The sequence below is a fragment of the Siminovitchia fordii DSM 16014 = CIP 108821 genome (genome assembly GCF_000374565.1).
Classification (GTDB): Bacteria; Bacillota; Bacilli; order Bacillales; family Bacillaceae_C; genus Siminovitchia; species Siminovitchia fordii.
Window position 1 is genome coordinate 24,019 of sequence record NZ_KB894713.1, and the last position, 15,853, is coordinate 39,871.

Genomic DNA, 15,853 nt, shown 5'->3' on the forward strand with positions numbered 1-15,853 from the left:
CTCCCTTACCTATTTTTTGATGAACTCCATTATTTGCTCCCCAAACTTTTCTAGTATATTGGTTCTCAAGCTGTATTTCTGTGCGGTTGATTTGCCGAAGTGATGGGCACAGATCAATCCCGCTCTTCTTAATGAAGAAATATGGTGATTTGTTGTGCTTTTTGCCAACCCAAGAAGTTTGTGAATCTCAGCAAAATTAGCTGGATGCTGATTTAATACACGCAAAATTTTTAAACGGTTAGGATCTGCAAGTGCTTGAGTAATCGTAACAAGTGAATACATCTCCCCACCCTCTTCCCCATTGGCCACTTTCATTGCATGCGTAGATGGATATAGGCACGTACAAATATTTTCATGGAAATCTAAAATTGCCGCAGGAAAATAATGATATTGCGGCGTAAGAATGACGGTCTTTACTTCTTTAGTCTCTTCAAGTCTAAGTCCGTTAGTTGCTTCTTCAATTAGATCAATGGGAGAAAGAGTTGTGAGTAGCCGTTCCTTTTCCTCAGCATCTTTTTTTAAAGAATGCAATATATTTGGATCCACGTTTTGGAAGTATTGCTCATCCCACTTTGACAATAGTTCCACCATACGATCTCGGATCTCTCCGAGATTGCCTGGAATCGAACGTACCCAGGGAGAGAGGATCTCGTAAATTTTTCCTGCTGGCTGGCCTTGCAACCATGCAAGGAATGCCTCTACAGTCTGATCACCTTTATATTGCCAGGCAAGCAGATTTATTCGGTGTAATACTTCAAAACGTTCATCAGCCAATTGTTTAGCAAATTGCGGGTCCAATTTCCGTTGCGTTTCTCGAAACCAGTCATCCTGCAAAAGTACATTTTTGACTTGTTTATGATGAATAAACTTATATAGACTGTTAATCAGCTCGTATACAGGTGAAAAATCAATAATTAGATGATATCCCATCATATCCTCCCTTTAATTTATTGTTCTATATTATTCGAACTTGAATTTAGTTCTATTATACACGAACTTATAAAAAATACAGACAACTAACTTTCGACAAATCAATTAGAAACAGTTGGTACCTGTGTATTTTCTAATCGTCTATCCCATTTTCTGAGAGTACATACGAGGATTATAAACACCTTATAGCTACTCGATATACATGTTTGTGCTTTTTCGGGTGCTTTGAAACTCTCTCGGACCCGTTTTTGGTTCTTGCGCTTTTTCAGTGCTTTAAAACAATCATGGAGACCTGGGTTTCGGTTCTTGTGCTCCATTAGACTCTTTGAAACATTATATTAATCTTTGCCTTCACTCTTATTTAGGCCGCGTCTTCCATCGGGCGGGGAAGATCCTCGTCCTTCTCCGTCCACTAAAAAAACTCCTGCCCGCAGGCAGGAGTTTATCTTTATAAGGCTTTATATCCAATATCTTTCCGGCAAAAGAAGTAGTCGCTGTCAAGCTTGTTCATTTCCTTATACACGTTATCAGAAGCAGTTGCAATATCTGCACCTTTCGCTGCCAGAAGCAGGAGGCGCCCTCCGTTGGAAACGTACGTCCCTTCTTCGCTTCCCGCAGCTGTACCTGCATGGAAAACTTTTATCGAGGGATCCAATGTTTTCAAATCAGGAAGAGGCAATCCTTTTTCATAATCGCCGGGATAGCCGTTTGATGCATAAACAACTCCGATCACTGCATCATTCGACCACTCGATGACAGGCTCTTTTCCTTCTAAAATATCATTCACCAATTCTGCCAGATCGCTGTCAAGGCGTTCAAGCACAACCTGTGTTTCTGGATCTCCGAAACGGGCGTTGAATTCGATCGTTTTGGAGCCGTCTTTTGTCAAAATCAATCCGGCATATAAAATTCCGGTAAACGGCCTGTCTTCTGCTATCATAGCATTGGCAGTTGGAATGAGAATATCCTTTACAGCCTGCTCTACTTCGCCGGCGGGTATATGAGGTACAGGCGAATAGGCACCCATTCCGCCTGTATTGGGACCTTTGTCTCCATCATAGGCACGTTTGTGGTCCTGCGCGATGACCATCGGATAGACTTTTTCGCCATTGACAAAAGCCATCAGCGAATACTCTTCTCCTTCTAAAAACTCTTCGATGACAACACTCGCGGACGAATCTCCGAATTTTTCATCCAACAGCATGTCTTTCAATGCCTCATGCGCTTCTTCGAGAGTCATCGCCACGACTACACCTTTTCCTGCAGCAAGCCCGTCGGCTTTGATGACAATCGGTGCACCCTGTTTATCTATATAAGCTTTCGCTTCTTCGTACGAATGGAAAGTTTCATAAGCAGCCGTTGGGATTTTATATTTTTTCATCAGATCCTTTGCAAAGGATTTGCTTCCTTCTATAATTGCGGCATTTTTCCTAGGACCAAAAATTTTCAGGCCTGCTGCTTCGAATTCATCGACGATCCCTGCATTCAGAGGAACTTCGGGACCTACAATTGTCAACTCGATTTGCTCTTTTTTCACCAAACCAATCAGGTCTGAAAAAGCTGTTTCTTTAATTGGCACTACGGTTGCGTCTTCGGCAATACCAGCGTTCCCCGGTGCACAAAAAACCTCCGTCACCTGCTTGCTTTCTTTCAATTTTTTACAGATGGCGTGCTCTCTTCCGCCTCCGCCAACAACTAGAACTTTCAAAGAAATTCACCATCCATTGTTTTAGTGTTTAAAATGCCGCACGCCAGTAAATACCATGGCAATTCCAAGTTCATCCGCTGCTTTGATGGAATCTTCATCACGGATGGATCCTCCCGGTTGGATGATGGCTGTGATTCCTGCTTTTGCCGCTTCCTCTACTGTATCACTCATCGGGAAGAACGCATCTGAAGCAAGAACGGCGCCCCTAGCTCTTTCTCCAGCCTGTTCGATGGCAATTTTCGCCGCACCTACGCGGTTCATCTGGCCTGCTCCCACTCCAAGGGTCATCGCTTCATCTGCAACAACGATAGCATTGGATTTCACATGCTTAACCACTTTCCATCCCAATTTCAAAGCTTCCAATTCTTCCTCTGTCGGCTTACGCTTTGTTGGAAAGGTGAGCTCTGCGTCATCTAGACCGATCAAATCCTGATCCTGTATAAGCAATCCGCCTTCAATGGAAGTCAAAACTTTTTCAGGTGTATTTTTTTGGTCGAATGAAACGGTCAACAATCGTATATTTTTCTTGGCCGTTAAAATGTTCAGGGCTTCCTCTGTATAAGAAGGTGCAATGATGATTTCCAAGAAAATTTCTTTCAGGATTTTTGCCGCATTTTCATCTACTTCCCGGTTGAACGCGATGATTCCTCCGAAAATGGAAGTAGGGTCAGCTTCATACGCTTTTGAAAAAGCATCCGCAGCATTCTCACCAGTTCCGACGCCGCAAGGGTTCATATGCTTGACGGCTACTGCTGCAGGCATGTCAAATTCTTTGACGATCTGAAGAGCTGCGTCGGCATCGCGGATGTTATTAAAGGAAAGCTCTTTTCCATGGAGCTGCTTTGCATGGGCTATGGAAAATTTTGACCCGAGCGGCTTCTCATAAAAAGTCGCTTTTTGATGTGGATTTTCCCCGTATCTCAACGATTGTTTCAACTCATAAGTGAATGTCACTCTTTCAGGTTCCTCTTCGCCCGCCAAGTTCGTCATATATTCTGCAATCAAAGCATCATATGCTGCTGTGTGACGGTACACTTTTGCTGCAAGCTTTCTTCTAGTTTCAAGTGAAACACCTTCCTTTGCGCGGAGTTCATTTAAAACTGTCTCATAGTCGGCAGCATCGACAACAACCACAACACTTTCATGGTTTTTGGCAGAAGCACGAAGCATCGCCGGACCGCCAATATCAATGTTTTCGATAGCATCTTCAACAGTTACGCCAGGCTTTTCGATTGTTTTCTGGAATGGATATAAATTGACACACACAACGTCAATCCCTTTGATTCCTTGTGCTTCTAGCTGCTTCATATGAGATGGGTCACTCTTTTTAGCAAGCAATCCCCCATGAATGTATGGATGTAGTGTTTTTACACGGCCTTCTAAAATTTCCGGAAAACCTGTCACCTCATCAACAGCCGTAACAGGAAGATTGTTCTCTTCCAACATTTTTTTCGTTCCACCGGTTGATAGAATTTCAAATCCCAAATTGATCAATTCTGTAGCAAAATCGACGATTCCACTTTTATCTGATACACTGATGAGCGCTCGTTTCATTCTTCAGCACCTTCCATTTTTCTTTTTCCCTCAAAAAGCTTATCAAGCGTTTCGGGGTAAAATTCATGTTCTATTTCATGAACCTCTTGTGCAATTTCTTCAATCGTTGCTCCGTCCTGAATTTCGAGGGCCTTCTGAGCGATGATCGGGCCAGTGTCCATGCCTTCATCCACATAATGAATGGTAACGCCTGTCACTTTCGCTCCTGAAGCTACAGCCTGACCAATTGCATCCATACCTGGAAACGCAGGCAGCAGTGATGGATGGATATTAATAATTTTTTCAGGATAATTCTCGAGAAGAACTGATCCGATCAAACGCATGTATCCAGCCAGTACAATATATTCCACGTCTTTTTTTTGGAGTTCTTCATGGAGCATTGTTTCAAACTCCATTTTCGATTCATACTGCTTTGGGCAGAATTCCAGAACAGGAACCCCTGCTTTTCTGGCCCTTTCCACGACAAAAGCACCAGGCTTGTCACAAACAAGCATTTTTATTTCAGCCCGGAGCGTTCCTGACTCAACCGCCTCATAGATAGCTTGAAAATTACTGCCGTTTCCAGACGCAAACACTGCTATCTTTTTCACTGTTGTGTACCTGCCCCTGTAAATTGTACGCCTTCTCCCTTAATGACAGTGCCGATCTTATAGGCTTTATCACCCTGATTTACGAAATATTGAATGGCTTCTTCTGCATCGTCAGGATCAACTGCCAAAACAAGTCCTATTCCCATATTAAAAATGTTGTACATCTCCTCTATCTGAAGCTTGCCATATTTTTTCAACGCTTCAAAAACAGGCAAAACAGGCCATGTGCCTTGTTTCACTTCTGCGCCGAGTCCATCCGGAAGCATCCTTGGAATGTTTTCAATAAAACCGCCCCCAGTAATATGAGCCATTCCTTTGATTTCAAACTCCCGAAGTGCAGAAATGACTTGCTTCACATAAATACGTGTAGGCTTAAGCAGTTCTTCTCCGAGTGGAGCACTCAATTCCGGCAATTTTTCATCTAGGGAGAACTGATTTTCTTCAAAGAAAATTTTCCGTACAAGTGAGTACCCATTACTGTGAATTCCATTTGATTCCAGACCGATCAGTACATCACCGTCCTTGATATTCTCCCCATTGATCAATTGGGATTTTTCACAGGCACCAACTGTAAAACCGGCAAGATCATATTCATCTTCCTTGTACATTCCAGGCATTTCAGCAGTTTCCCCGCCGATAAGGGCACATCCGGCCATTTCGCAGCCATCTGCGATTCCCTTGACAATTTGCTCAATTTTGTCCGGAACCGCCTTCCCGCAGGCAATATAGTCGAGAAAATAAAGAGGTTCTGCTCCTTGGACTACTACATCATTCACGCACATGGCCACACAGTCGATTCCGATTGTATCGTGTTTGTCCATCATGAAAGCTAGCTTCAGCTTTGTTCCGACACCATCCGTACCAGAAATGAGAACAGGTTCCTTCAAGTTCATTTCCGATAAATCAAACGCACCGCCAAATCCGCCCAGTTGTCCCAAGACACCGGTCCTGTTCGTCCGTTTCACATGTTTCGTTATTTTCTCAACCGCTTCATATCCGGCTTCAATATTGACTCCTGCTTTTTGGTAGGCATCAGCCATCCTTATTGCCTCCTATCACGTTTTTACACTCAAGCGGCGGCGAATGTCTCGCCGCCTTTTTTAAAATTAACATATCTATCATTCAACTGTTCGAACATCGTGTACACACTGGATTAGTTACCGACTTCTAATGTTTCTCGCCTTTTCGGGCACCTAGGTCTTCGATTGGTGACCGGTTTTCGGGTTTACGCAACTTTTCGGGTACCTTTTACACTGATTAGTGACCGGGTTTCGAGATAACACAACTTTTCGGGTATCTTTTACTCCGATTAGTGACCGATTTTCGGATTAACGCAACTTTTCGGGCATCTTTTACTCCGATTAGTGACCGCTTTTCGGATTAACGCAACCTTTCGGGCACCTTTTACACTGATTAGTGACCGGTTTTTGGGTTTACGTAACATTTCGGGCATCTTTACTCCGATTAGTGACCGGGTTTCGAGATAACGCAACTTTTCGGGCATCTTTTACTCCGATTAGTGACCGCTTTTCGGATTAACGTAACTTTTCGGGTACCTTTTACACCGATTAGTGACCGCTTTTCGAACTACCATAACTTTTCGGGAACCTTTTTCACCCATTGGTACCGTTTTTGAGATTCCAAAACGTTTCGGGCATCATTCCCTCGATCAGTGGCCGTTTCATCAAGTGACCCGCTGTCCAGTTTCGAGATCTAGCAACACTTCTTTTCCTTTATCTTGCCGGACACGTCCAGTTGAACGTCGTTAACATCGCTCTATCCTTTTCCTATTCCATTTCCTTCTCATAAGGCAATGGGGTATCCGGATAGATTTCTGTTGGGTATTCACCCGTAAAGCAAGCCATACACTGACCGCAGTTTTTACCAAGTCCTTCTCTTCCAATGGCCTTCAGCATACCTTCGACACTCAGGAATGTGAGTGAGTCGGCCCCAATAATCTCACGGATTTCCTCCACACTATGACTGGAGGCGATCAGCTCTTCATGGGTAGATACGTCGATTCCATAAAAGCACGGATTTGTCATTGGCGGAGAACTGATGCAGACGTGAACTTCCGTTGCACCGGCTTCTTTTAGCATCCGTACAATCCGCCGGCTTGTAGTTCCACGTACGATTGAATCGTCGACCATGATGACACGTTTTCCTTCGACCACCTTTCGAACAGGGGATAGTTTCATTTTCACTCCCTGCTCGCGAAGCTCCTGAGTCGGTTTAATAAAAGTCCTTCCGACATATCTGTTTTTAATTAAACCAAGTTCGTATGGTATCCCTGTGGTTTCTGCATAACCAATAGCTGAGGAAATGCTTGAATCCGGGACCCCTGTTACAACGTCACCTTCGACATTGGCCTCAAGAGCGAGCTGCTTTCCAAGATTTTTTCTTGCCGTATGGATGTTGATTCCGCGTATATCACTGTCCGGTCTTGAAAAATAAACATATTCCATTGTACACATGGCGTGGGAACCTGAAAGAGAAAAGCGTTCTTCATGTAATCCTTCATCGTTGATGATGATCATTTCCCCAGGTTCAACATCTCGGATATACTCCGCCCCGATTAAATCGTATGCACATGTTTCTGATGCGACACAATACGCATCTCCGACTTTTCCAATGGAGAGTGGCCGTAATCCGTTAGGATCTTGTGCGATGATTAGCTCATCTTCTGTCAAAACGATCAAGGCGTAAGAACCTTTCACCATTGAAAGTGCATTTTTCACCTTGTCTTTCAGTGCCAGATATCCGCTGCGTTTAATCAGATGCGCAAGTACTTCCGTGTCTGTATTTGTCTGAAAAATACTCCCCTGCATTTCCAATTGGTGTTTTAAATCATTCGCATTGATCAAATTTCCTGTATGTGAAAGAGCAAGACTTCCGCTTGATGAATGGAAGAGAAGCGGCTGAATATTTTCAATGCCGCTCTTTCCAGTATATCTTACATGCCCGATTGCGCCGGTACCTTTAAGGCTGTCAAGCTTCTTTTCATCAAATACATCGTTGACGAGCCCATCTCCTTTTATCCCCTTCATTCGTTTTCCATCTGTTACAACAATCCCGGCGCCTTCCTGCCCTCTATGCTGTAGACTGTGCAGACCATAATATGTCATTCTTGCCGCATCGGGGTGACCCCATATTCCAAACACACTGCATACCTCATTTATGCTTATTTATTCAGCAGAGACGGGATGGCTCCCTTCCAAGCCTCTTCCATCTTTCTGCTGTCGGATTTGATCACTAGCTCTTTATTTTCGTTAAGGATGACTAATTCTGCGCTGTCTGTAACTTCACCAATCAACATTGCATCTTTTACGGTTTCTTCAAAAGCTGCCTGATTGTCTTTCTTGACCGAGATGATAAAACGCGATTGTGTTTCAGAGAATAATGCTGTTGTTTTATCTCCGGCTAGGGTTACTTCCGCTCCAAGTCCATCTGTTCCAAACAGGCATTCAGCAAGAGCTACAGCCGCTCCGCCCTCCGAAATATCGTGAGCAGAAGATACAAGACCTTCCCGTATTGCTGTAAGAATCTGCTTCTGTCTTTTAGCCTCCACAGCAAGATCAATTGCAGGAGCTTTTCCAAAAATGTCGTCATGAACTAATTTCTGAAGTTCACTTCCGCCAAATTCAGGCTTCGTTTCCCCAACGATGTACACCAGGTCTCCAGCCTCTTTAAATGACTGTGTAGTTGCATGTGCAAGGTCCGGAATCAAGCCGACCATGCCAATGATAGGGGTTGGATAAATCGCCTTTCCGCCTTTTTCATTATAAAGAGAAACATTTCCCCCGATGACCGGGCTGTTAAGTGCCAGACATGCTTCACTGATTCCTTCTGCGGATTTTTCAATCTGCCAAAAAGTTTCCGGCTTGTCCGGGCTTCCGAAGTTTAAGCCGTCCGTAATTGCAAGCGGCTCTGCACCGGAACAAACGACGTTTCTTGCAGCTTCCGCTACTGCGATTTTTCCGCCTGTTTCCGGGTCAAGGTAAATGTAACGAGAGTTGCAATCCGTTGTTATTGCGATTCCTTTATTTGTTCCAGGTATTCTGACAACTGCTGCGTCTGAACCGGGAGTAACGACTGTATTGGCCCCCACTTGATGGTCAAATTGGCGGTAAACCCACTCTTTGCTGGCAACTGTCGGCTGTTGTAAAAGCTTAAGTAAAGTTTCCTGGTAATCAGTAACTTCCGGAACACCAACTTCCATTTCCTGATATTCCCGGAAATAGGCCGGAATTTCGGATTTTTTATGATAGACTGGAGCATCTTCCGCTAATGCATCTGCAGGCACTTCCGCCACAACCTGGCCTTTATGAAGAAGGCGAAGCATTTTATCGTCGGTTACATGGCCAACAGCTACAGCTTCCAAATCATATTTTGCGAACAGGTCGATGATTTCCTGTTCCCTTCCTTTTTTGATAACGATGAGCATCCTCTCTTGAGATTCGGACAGCATCATTTCATAAGCAGTCATATTCATTTCACGTTGAGGAATTAGGTCAAGATTCATTTCAACACCGTAGCCTGCCTTACTTGCCATTTCGGCAGAGGAACTGGTCAATCCGGCTGCTCCCATATCTTGGATTCCGATCAAAGCATCCGATTTTACAAGTTCCAAACAAGCATCCATTAACAGCTTCTCTGTAAAAGGGTCCCCTGCCTGTACCGCTGCGCGCTCTTCGTCTTCATCCTCAGACAGTTCCGCCGAGGAAAAAGTAGCTCCGTGAATGCCATCCCGGCCTGTCGCGGCGCCAACATACATAACAGTGTTGCCTACACCTTTTGCTTGACCTTTCTGCATGTCTTCATGGTTAAGAAGACCCACAACCATTGCATTGACTAGAGGGTTGCTTTCATATGCCGGATCAAATTGAATCTCCCCGCCTACTGTCGGAACACCAAGTGCATTTCCATAATCGGCGATTCCTGCTACTGCCTGCTCAAGCAAATAACGAACCCTTGGAGAATCCAATTCTCCGAATCTCAAAGAATTCATGGCCGCAATAGGACGGGCGCCCATTGAAAATACGTCACGGACAATACCGCCGACACCAGTAGCAGCACCTTCGTACGGCTCGACGGCTGAAGGTGAGTTATGGCTCTCAATTTTGAAAACAACTGCCTGGTTATCGCCAATGTCAACGATTCCAGCACCTTCTCCCGGACCTTGTAAAACTTGTTTTCCTTCTGTGGGGAACTTTTTCAGCACATGCTTTGAGCTCTTGTAGCTGCAGTGCTCAGACCACATGACGGAAAAAAGTCCGGTTTCCGTATAGTTCGGTGTTCTTCCGAGCATTTTTTCCGCAAGTTCGAACTCTTCGTCTGACAAGCCCATCTCTTGATAGATCTTTTGTTCTTTAATCTCGGACGGATTCGGCTCAAGCATTTGTGACATGTGTTTCCCTCCAGTTTTGTACAATAGATTTGAACAATTTCACTCCATCAGTGCTGCCCAAAAGTTGATCTACAGCTCTTTCTGGGTGTGGCATCAAGCCAAGGACATTTCCTTTTTCATTCGTAATGCCGGCAATGTCGGCCATACTGTCATTCGGATTTTCAGATGTATAGGTGAAGATGATTTGGTTATTTTCTTGCAGCTTTTTCAATTCTGATTGGCTGCAGTAAAAATTACCTTTTTTATGCGCTATAGGCAGTGAAATGATTTCTCCACTTTCATAAAGCGAAGTGAATGCCGTATCATTGTTTGCCACCTGAAGCTTTACTGGTTTGCATACAAATTTCAAACTTTCGTTCGTAAGCATCGTACCCGGAAGCAGCCCTGCTTCCTGAAGAATTTGAAATCCATTTCCAATACCAAGGATTGGCTTACCAGCTTCAGCCGCTTTTTGGATTCCTTTTACGACAGGCTGCCTTTTGGCAATGGCTCCCGGCCGGACAGCATCGCCGTAGGACGCACCTCCTGGAATCAGAACAGCATCATATCCTTCAAGAGTCTCAATGTCGTGTCCGACATATTCAGCTTTCTCTCCGGTAGTTTGCTTGAGGGCTGCGTCTAAATCAGCTTCGCACGTTGTGCCTGGGAAAACGACTATTGCGATTTTCACTTTGCAGCCGCCTCCTCGATTTCAAAGCGGTAATCTTCAACTTCCGTATTTACAAGAAGGTTTTTGCACATATCATGGACTGCTTCTTCCACATTTTTGTTTGTTTGGTCAATGGTTAATTCGATATACTTTCCAACACGGACATTTTCAACTTCAGGAAAATCGGATTTCTTCAGTTCCTTTGTTGCAGCCGCACCTTCAGGATCAATAACACTTTCTTTCAATGTTACAAATACCTTCACTTTATACATCTTCATTTCTCCTTTCGCTTGCGCGAGTTTTAGTTCAATCCAAGACGTTCAAATATTGTATCAACATGTTTCAAATGATACCTTGGGTCAAAACATGCATCAATTTCTGCTGGGGAAAGCAGCTTTTGGACAGTTGCGTCTTCTTCAATTAGCCCCTTGAATGAAATTTGCTTTTCCCATGCTTCCATTGCCTTTGGTTGCACCGTATCATACGCTTCTTCACGGGAAAGGCCTTTATCGATCAACGTGAGCAGCACCTGCTGTGAAAAAATTAATCCTAGCGTTCTATCCATGTTTCTTTTCATGTTTTCCGGATAAACGGTTAAGTTTTTCACGACATTGCCAAAGCGGTTCAGCATATAGTTCAAAGCGATAGTTGCATCAGGTAATATAATTCTTTCAGCCGATGAGTGGGAAATGTCGCGCTCATGCCATAAAGGCACATTATCATAGGCTGTCACCATGTAGCCTCTTATAACGCGAGCCATACCGGCCATGTTTTCCGATGCGATAGGGTTACGTTTATGAGGCATGGCGGATGATCCTTTTTGTCCTTTTGCAAAAAACTCTTCCACTTCACGTGTCTCACTTTTTTGCAGGCCACGGATTTCAACCGCGAACTTTTCAATTGATGTTGCTATCAGCGCAAGTACTCCCATATAGTGGGCATGGCGGTCGCGTTGCAATGTTTGCGTTGAAAGAGGTGCAGGCTGCAGTCCCAGCTTTTCACAAACAAATTTTTCAACAAAAGGATCAATGTTCGCATAAGTGCCGACAGCTCCGGATATTTTTCCGAACTCGACTCCTTCAGCTGCTTGGTTAAACCTCTCAATATTTCTTTTCATTTCTTCGTACCAAAGGGCCATCTTTAATCCGAAGGTTGTCGGTTCCGCATGAACACCATGTGTTCTGCCCATCATGACCGTATCTTTATGTTCAATAGCTTTATCGCGTAAAATAGCGATGAAATTCTCAAGATCTTTTCTGATAATGGTATTTGCTTGTTTCAATAAGTAGGAAAGTGCAGTGTCTACAACGTCAGTAGATGTCAATCCATAATGGACCCATTTGCGTTCTTCACCAAGAGTTTCTGAAACAGCTCTTGTAAAGGCTACAACATCGTGCCTCGTTTCAAGTTCGATCTCTTTGATTCGATTAACATCAAAGCTGGCTTTTTGACGGATTTTTTTTACATCTTCTTTAGGAATCTCCCCAAGTTCTGCCCACGCTTCACATGCTAAAATCTCCACTTCCAGCCATGCCTTGTACCTATTCTCTTCTTTCCATACAGCTCCCATTTCAGGTCTTGTATAACGTTCAATCATTGTCAGAATTCCTTTCTTAAGCTATTTCCAAATCTCATTTCCACTCAAGTCTTCAAGTGTTCTATCCACGGCATCGGTAAGGATCGTAATATGCCCCATTTTACGGTTTATTTTCGCTTCCTCTTTGCCATAAAAATGAACGTTCCAATCCTGGTGTTTTGGTATTTGCTTAATGACACCTTCCATATGTTGGCCGAGTACATTGACCATGACAGCAGGTTCTAATAACCTTGTCTTCATTAGCGGCCATCCGCAAACCGCTCGGATATGCTGCCCGAATTGTGAAATATTGCATGCTTCAATCGTATAATGCCCCGAATTGTGAGGGCGTGGCGCCAATTCATTCACATATATCTTTTCATCTTTTGTCAAAAACATTTCGACAGCCAATGTTCCGACTAGATTCAAGTGGACAGCTATTTTTTCAGCCAGCTCTTCCGCTTTCTTTACTACGTTTGCGGATACTCTTGCTGGAGCAATCGTTTCATGCAAAATATTGTTCACATGAATATTTTCCCCGACTGGGAAGCACTCAAGCTCTCCACTTATACCTCTAGTCATGATCACTGATATTTCTTTTTCAAACGGTACCCAAGATTCCAGCACACATGGCCCGTTTTTTAACAGTGCTGCTGCTTTCTTGGCATTTTCAGTCTCGTGTATGACATACTGGCCTTTACCGTCATATCCTCCGCGTGTCGTTTTTAACACGCTAGGAAAACCGATATGATCCAATTCTTTATATAGGTCCTCTTCGCTGTGAATGACCGCATAAGCGGCAACTTCCACTCCAGCATCAGTCAATGCTTTTTTTTCCAATATACGGTCCTGAGTAATCTTGATTAATTCCGCCCCCTGTGGGACATAAGCTTTTTCCGTCAGCCATTTTAGTGCTTCATAATCCACATTTTCAAATTCATAGGTGATGACATCGCTGACGGAAGCAAGTTTTAACAGTGCGTCCCTGTCATCATATGGAGCAACAATTTCTTCATCCGCCACCTGTCCTGTTGGAGAATCAACAGATGGTTCAACAACAGCGATCTTAAATCCCGCATGTTTTGCAGCCATCGCCATCATACGTCCCAACTGCCCGCCGCCGATAATTCCGATCGTACTACCGGGTTGTATCAATTTAGACAAGCTCATCACTGCTTCCTAGTACTTTTTCTTTTAAAGAGTCTCTTCTGTTTGTGAGTCTTTTATAAAGAGCATCATCCTCTGTCGCTAGCATTTGTGCTGCGAGAAGACCTGCATTTATGGCACCTGCTTTTCCAATGGCAACTGTAGCCACTGGAACACCTCCCGGCATCTGAACGATGGATAATAACGAATCCATTCCTTTTAAAGCCCTTGATTCAACAGGAACACCAATGACAGGAACTAGAGTTTTTGCAGCTACCATTCCTGGCAAATGAGCAGCGCCCCCGGCACCTGCAATAATGACTTTTAATCCTCTTTCTCTGGCGTTTTCTGCATATTCAAACATCAAATCGGGCGTTCTGTGCGCAGATACGACTTTCTTTTCGTAGGGAACTTCAATCTCGTCCAAAATGTCACATGCATGCTTCATTGTTTCCCAGTCAGATGTACTGCCCATAATGATTCCGACTTCGGCCTTCATAAAATAAAACCCTCCGTCTCTTTTTTAATGAATAACGCAAATGCCTGTTTATCGGCACTCACTTGGCTGGCTCAAGCACCACGTGCTTTCGACCGCCTGCACTAGCACTTCCTGTCGATCAAAACCGATTTTGGGTTTTGCAGAAAGAAACACGAAGTTTACTAGTCGATAAATGCAGGAGCTAAACAAAATAAAAAACCGGATAAACTACTCTCTTTTGGAAAGAAAGCAGATTATCCGGGAGTTCACGCTTAAAAATATTTCCCAAATCCCACTTTCCTCATAGTCCAATTATTTACGGTAATTGGGTAGAAACTGATGGGCCCTATCCCCATGATATATGAGGCTTTAACAATTTAATCTTAACAATGCATCGATTCGATGTCAAACAATAATCGAACGATAATTAAAACTCATTTGTTAATGTTCGGATTTAGGTCGCTTTTTATCGCTTCAAAAATAATTTTTTGCGAGAATGGCTTATATTCAATTTTTCCCTTTTTCTTTTCTTCTCGGAACACCGGCTTTTCAATCCTGCGGATGGGTCGATATCCTTCCTCCTCCATCCTTGCCAAGCATTCATTTATAGTTTCATTTTCCTCCACGGTAAACCTTTTTTTCATGGAACTCAATGAGGCAGTTTTCCTTTCTTAACAGATTTCACCCAGAAGCCGCCGTAAATAGTCTTTGGCTCATAGGCAATGATAAATGCTTTTGGATCTAACTCCTTTATGAGCTGATACAGTTTTAATTCATATTTTCTTGGGGTGAGTACCTGTAAGGCCATTCGTTCACCTTCAAGCCCTTGTGCTGCCCAGCTTGTCACGCCATACCCCTTGTCACGAAGCTGCTTTGGAAGATCTCTATCATATTCTTTTGTAATGACATTTACAGTTATGTACCCCAAGGCCATTTTTTCTTCAATTTTTGTGCCTACAATTACTCCTGTACCATAACCTACGGCATAGGCAATGAGATTTTGAATTTGATTTAAATTGTCAAGTACCAGGCCGAGGCCCACGACGTAAATAACAATTTCTACCATGCTGACAACTGCTGCAACATACCGGTATCCCTTTAAAGTTAAAATCATTCGGATCGTAAAAAAAGAAACATAAATAACATTGATGATAAAAATAATGACAACCATTACCAAGCTGTTCTCCAACATTGGGGCCTCATCCTTTCTAGTTCAACTTACACAATTATAAAGGATTTTGATCTATTTTCATATTTAATAGTATTATCAGAATTTAATTTATATCGAGATGGAAAATGAGCAAAACACCTTTAGAATAGAGGTTGAATAGATGTTATATTAGGTGCCTGTAAAAGCGGGGTTTGAAGTTACGGAATTGGTTGAAGCACGAACTGGTAGTCATTAAGAATATAATTGAGACCATTTTTCACTTCTTATGAACGCCGAGTTTCATCAAACGTTGAAGTAATGGCACGATGGATTTTTACAGGACAATGTTTTCAGTATGTCTGCAACATCTTCTTTCACAAGATTCCGAAGCTCTAACTGTTCGAAAACATCAGTCTATAAACGGTCGTCTTTTCAAACGCCGGGATGGTGTATAAAACACAAAAAAACATGAAGTCCATTGACTCCATGTTTTTCTTATTGCCCGGCGACGTCCTGCTCTCACAAGGGGAAGCCCCTCACTACCATCGGCGCTGAAGAGCTTAACTTCCGTGTTCGGGATGGGAACGGGTGTGACCTCTTCGCTATCGCCACCAGACTATTTATTTAGAAAGGGATTCATTCCCTCAAAACCAGATAAGAGAAGA

The 15,853-nt window shown here is 43.4% G+C and carries 14 protein-coding genes, 1 rRNA gene and 1 riboswitch; all 15 genes read right to left on the reverse strand.

Annotation, left to right across the window (positions count from 1 at the left end):
- Window positions 1-9: 9 nt before the first annotated feature.
- Window positions 10-930 (reverse strand): ArsR/SmtB family transcription factor, encoded by a 921-nt coding sequence (locus tag C509_RS0121240; RefSeq protein ID WP_018708957.1) that lies wholly within the window; start codon window positions 928-930, stop codon window positions 10-12.
- Between the two features lie 448 nt (window positions 931-1,378).
- Complete coding sequence (gene purD / locus C509_RS0121245; protein ID WP_018708958.1) at window positions 1,379-2,638, reverse strand: phosphoribosylamine--glycine ligase; 1,260 nt, start codon at window positions 2,636-2,638, stop codon at window positions 1,379-1,381.
- Between the two features lie 21 nt (window positions 2,639-2,659).
- Complete coding sequence (gene purH, locus C509_RS0121250; protein ID WP_018708959.1) at window positions 2,660-4,192, reverse strand: bifunctional phosphoribosylaminoimidazolecarboxamide formyltransferase/IMP cyclohydrolase; 1,533 nt, start codon at window positions 4,190-4,192, stop codon at window positions 2,660-2,662.
- Window positions 4,189-4,782 (reverse strand): phosphoribosylglycinamide formyltransferase, encoded by a 594-nt coding sequence (purN, locus tag C509_RS0121255; protein WP_018708960.1) that lies wholly within the window; start codon window positions 4,780-4,782, stop codon window positions 4,189-4,191. Before purN ends, purH begins: the two co-directional genes overlap by 4 nt.
- On the reverse strand, window positions 4,779-5,822 hold the full coding sequence (purM, locus tag C509_RS0121260; protein ID WP_018708961.1) for a phosphoribosylformylglycinamidine cyclo-ligase: 1,044 nt from the start codon (window positions 5,820-5,822) through the stop codon (window positions 4,779-4,781). The genes purN and purM overlap by 4 nt, the downstream gene beginning before the upstream one ends.
- A 747-nt stretch (window positions 5,823-6,569) precedes the next feature.
- Window positions 6,570-7,943, reverse strand: coding sequence for an amidophosphoribosyltransferase (gene purF, locus C509_RS0121265; protein ID WP_018708962.1), 1,374 nt, complete (start codon window positions 7,941-7,943; stop codon window positions 6,570-6,572).
- Window positions 7,944-7,963: 20 nt separating this feature from the next.
- Window positions 7,964-10,189, reverse strand: coding sequence for a phosphoribosylformylglycinamidine synthase subunit PurL (gene purL, locus C509_RS0121270; protein WP_018708963.1), 2,226 nt, complete (start codon window positions 10,187-10,189; stop codon window positions 7,964-7,966).
- The gene (purQ, locus tag C509_RS0121275; protein WP_018708964.1) at window positions 10,173-10,859 is read right to left on the reverse strand and encodes a phosphoribosylformylglycinamidine synthase subunit PurQ; all 687 of its coding nucleotides are present in this window, start codon (window positions 10,857-10,859) and stop codon (window positions 10,173-10,175) included. Before purQ ends, purL begins: the two co-directional genes overlap by 17 nt.
- Window positions 10,856-11,110 carry a phosphoribosylformylglycinamidine synthase subunit PurS gene (gene purS / locus C509_RS0121280; protein WP_018708965.1) on the reverse strand — a complete coding sequence of 85 codons (255 nt, stop codon included), beginning with the start codon at window positions 11,108-11,110 and terminating at the stop codon, window positions 10,856-10,858. The genes purQ and purS overlap by 4 nt, the downstream gene beginning before the upstream one ends.
- Window positions 11,111-11,139: 29 nt before the next feature.
- Entirely contained in the window at window positions 11,140-12,435 is a 1,296-nt protein-coding gene (purB, locus tag C509_RS0121285) for an adenylosuccinate lyase (RefSeq protein WP_018708966.1), read from the reverse strand.
- 21 nt (window positions 12,436-12,456) lie between these two features.
- Window positions 12,457-13,584, reverse strand: coding sequence for a 5-(carboxyamino)imidazole ribonucleotide synthase (gene purK / locus C509_RS0121290; protein WP_018708967.1), 1,128 nt, complete (start codon window positions 13,582-13,584; stop codon window positions 12,457-12,459).
- Window positions 13,571-14,059, reverse strand: coding sequence for a 5-(carboxyamino)imidazole ribonucleotide mutase (purE, locus tag C509_RS0121295; protein WP_018708968.1), 489 nt, complete (start codon window positions 14,057-14,059; stop codon window positions 13,571-13,573). Before purE ends, purK begins: the two co-directional genes overlap by 14 nt.
- A gap of 263 nt (window positions 14,060-14,322) precedes the next feature.
- A riboswitch (purine riboswitch) is annotated at window positions 14,323-14,423 on the reverse strand.
- A gap of 49 nt (window positions 14,424-14,472) precedes the next feature.
- Window positions 14,473-14,682: an NETI motif-containing protein gene (locus C509_RS0121300; RefSeq protein WP_026320012.1), complete on the reverse strand. Its 210-nt coding sequence runs from the start codon at window positions 14,680-14,682 to the stop codon at window positions 14,473-14,475.
- A gap of 5 nt (window positions 14,683-14,687) precedes the next feature.
- Window positions 14,688-15,230: a DUF2179 domain-containing protein gene (locus C509_RS0121305; RefSeq protein ID WP_018708970.1), complete on the reverse strand. Its 543-nt coding sequence runs from the start codon at window positions 15,228-15,230 to the stop codon at window positions 14,688-14,690.
- Window positions 15,231-15,688: 458 nt separating this feature from the next.
- Window positions 15,689-15,804 (reverse strand): 5S ribosomal RNA (rrf, locus tag C509_RS0121310).
- Between the last annotated feature and the right edge of the window lie 49 nt (window positions 15,805-15,853).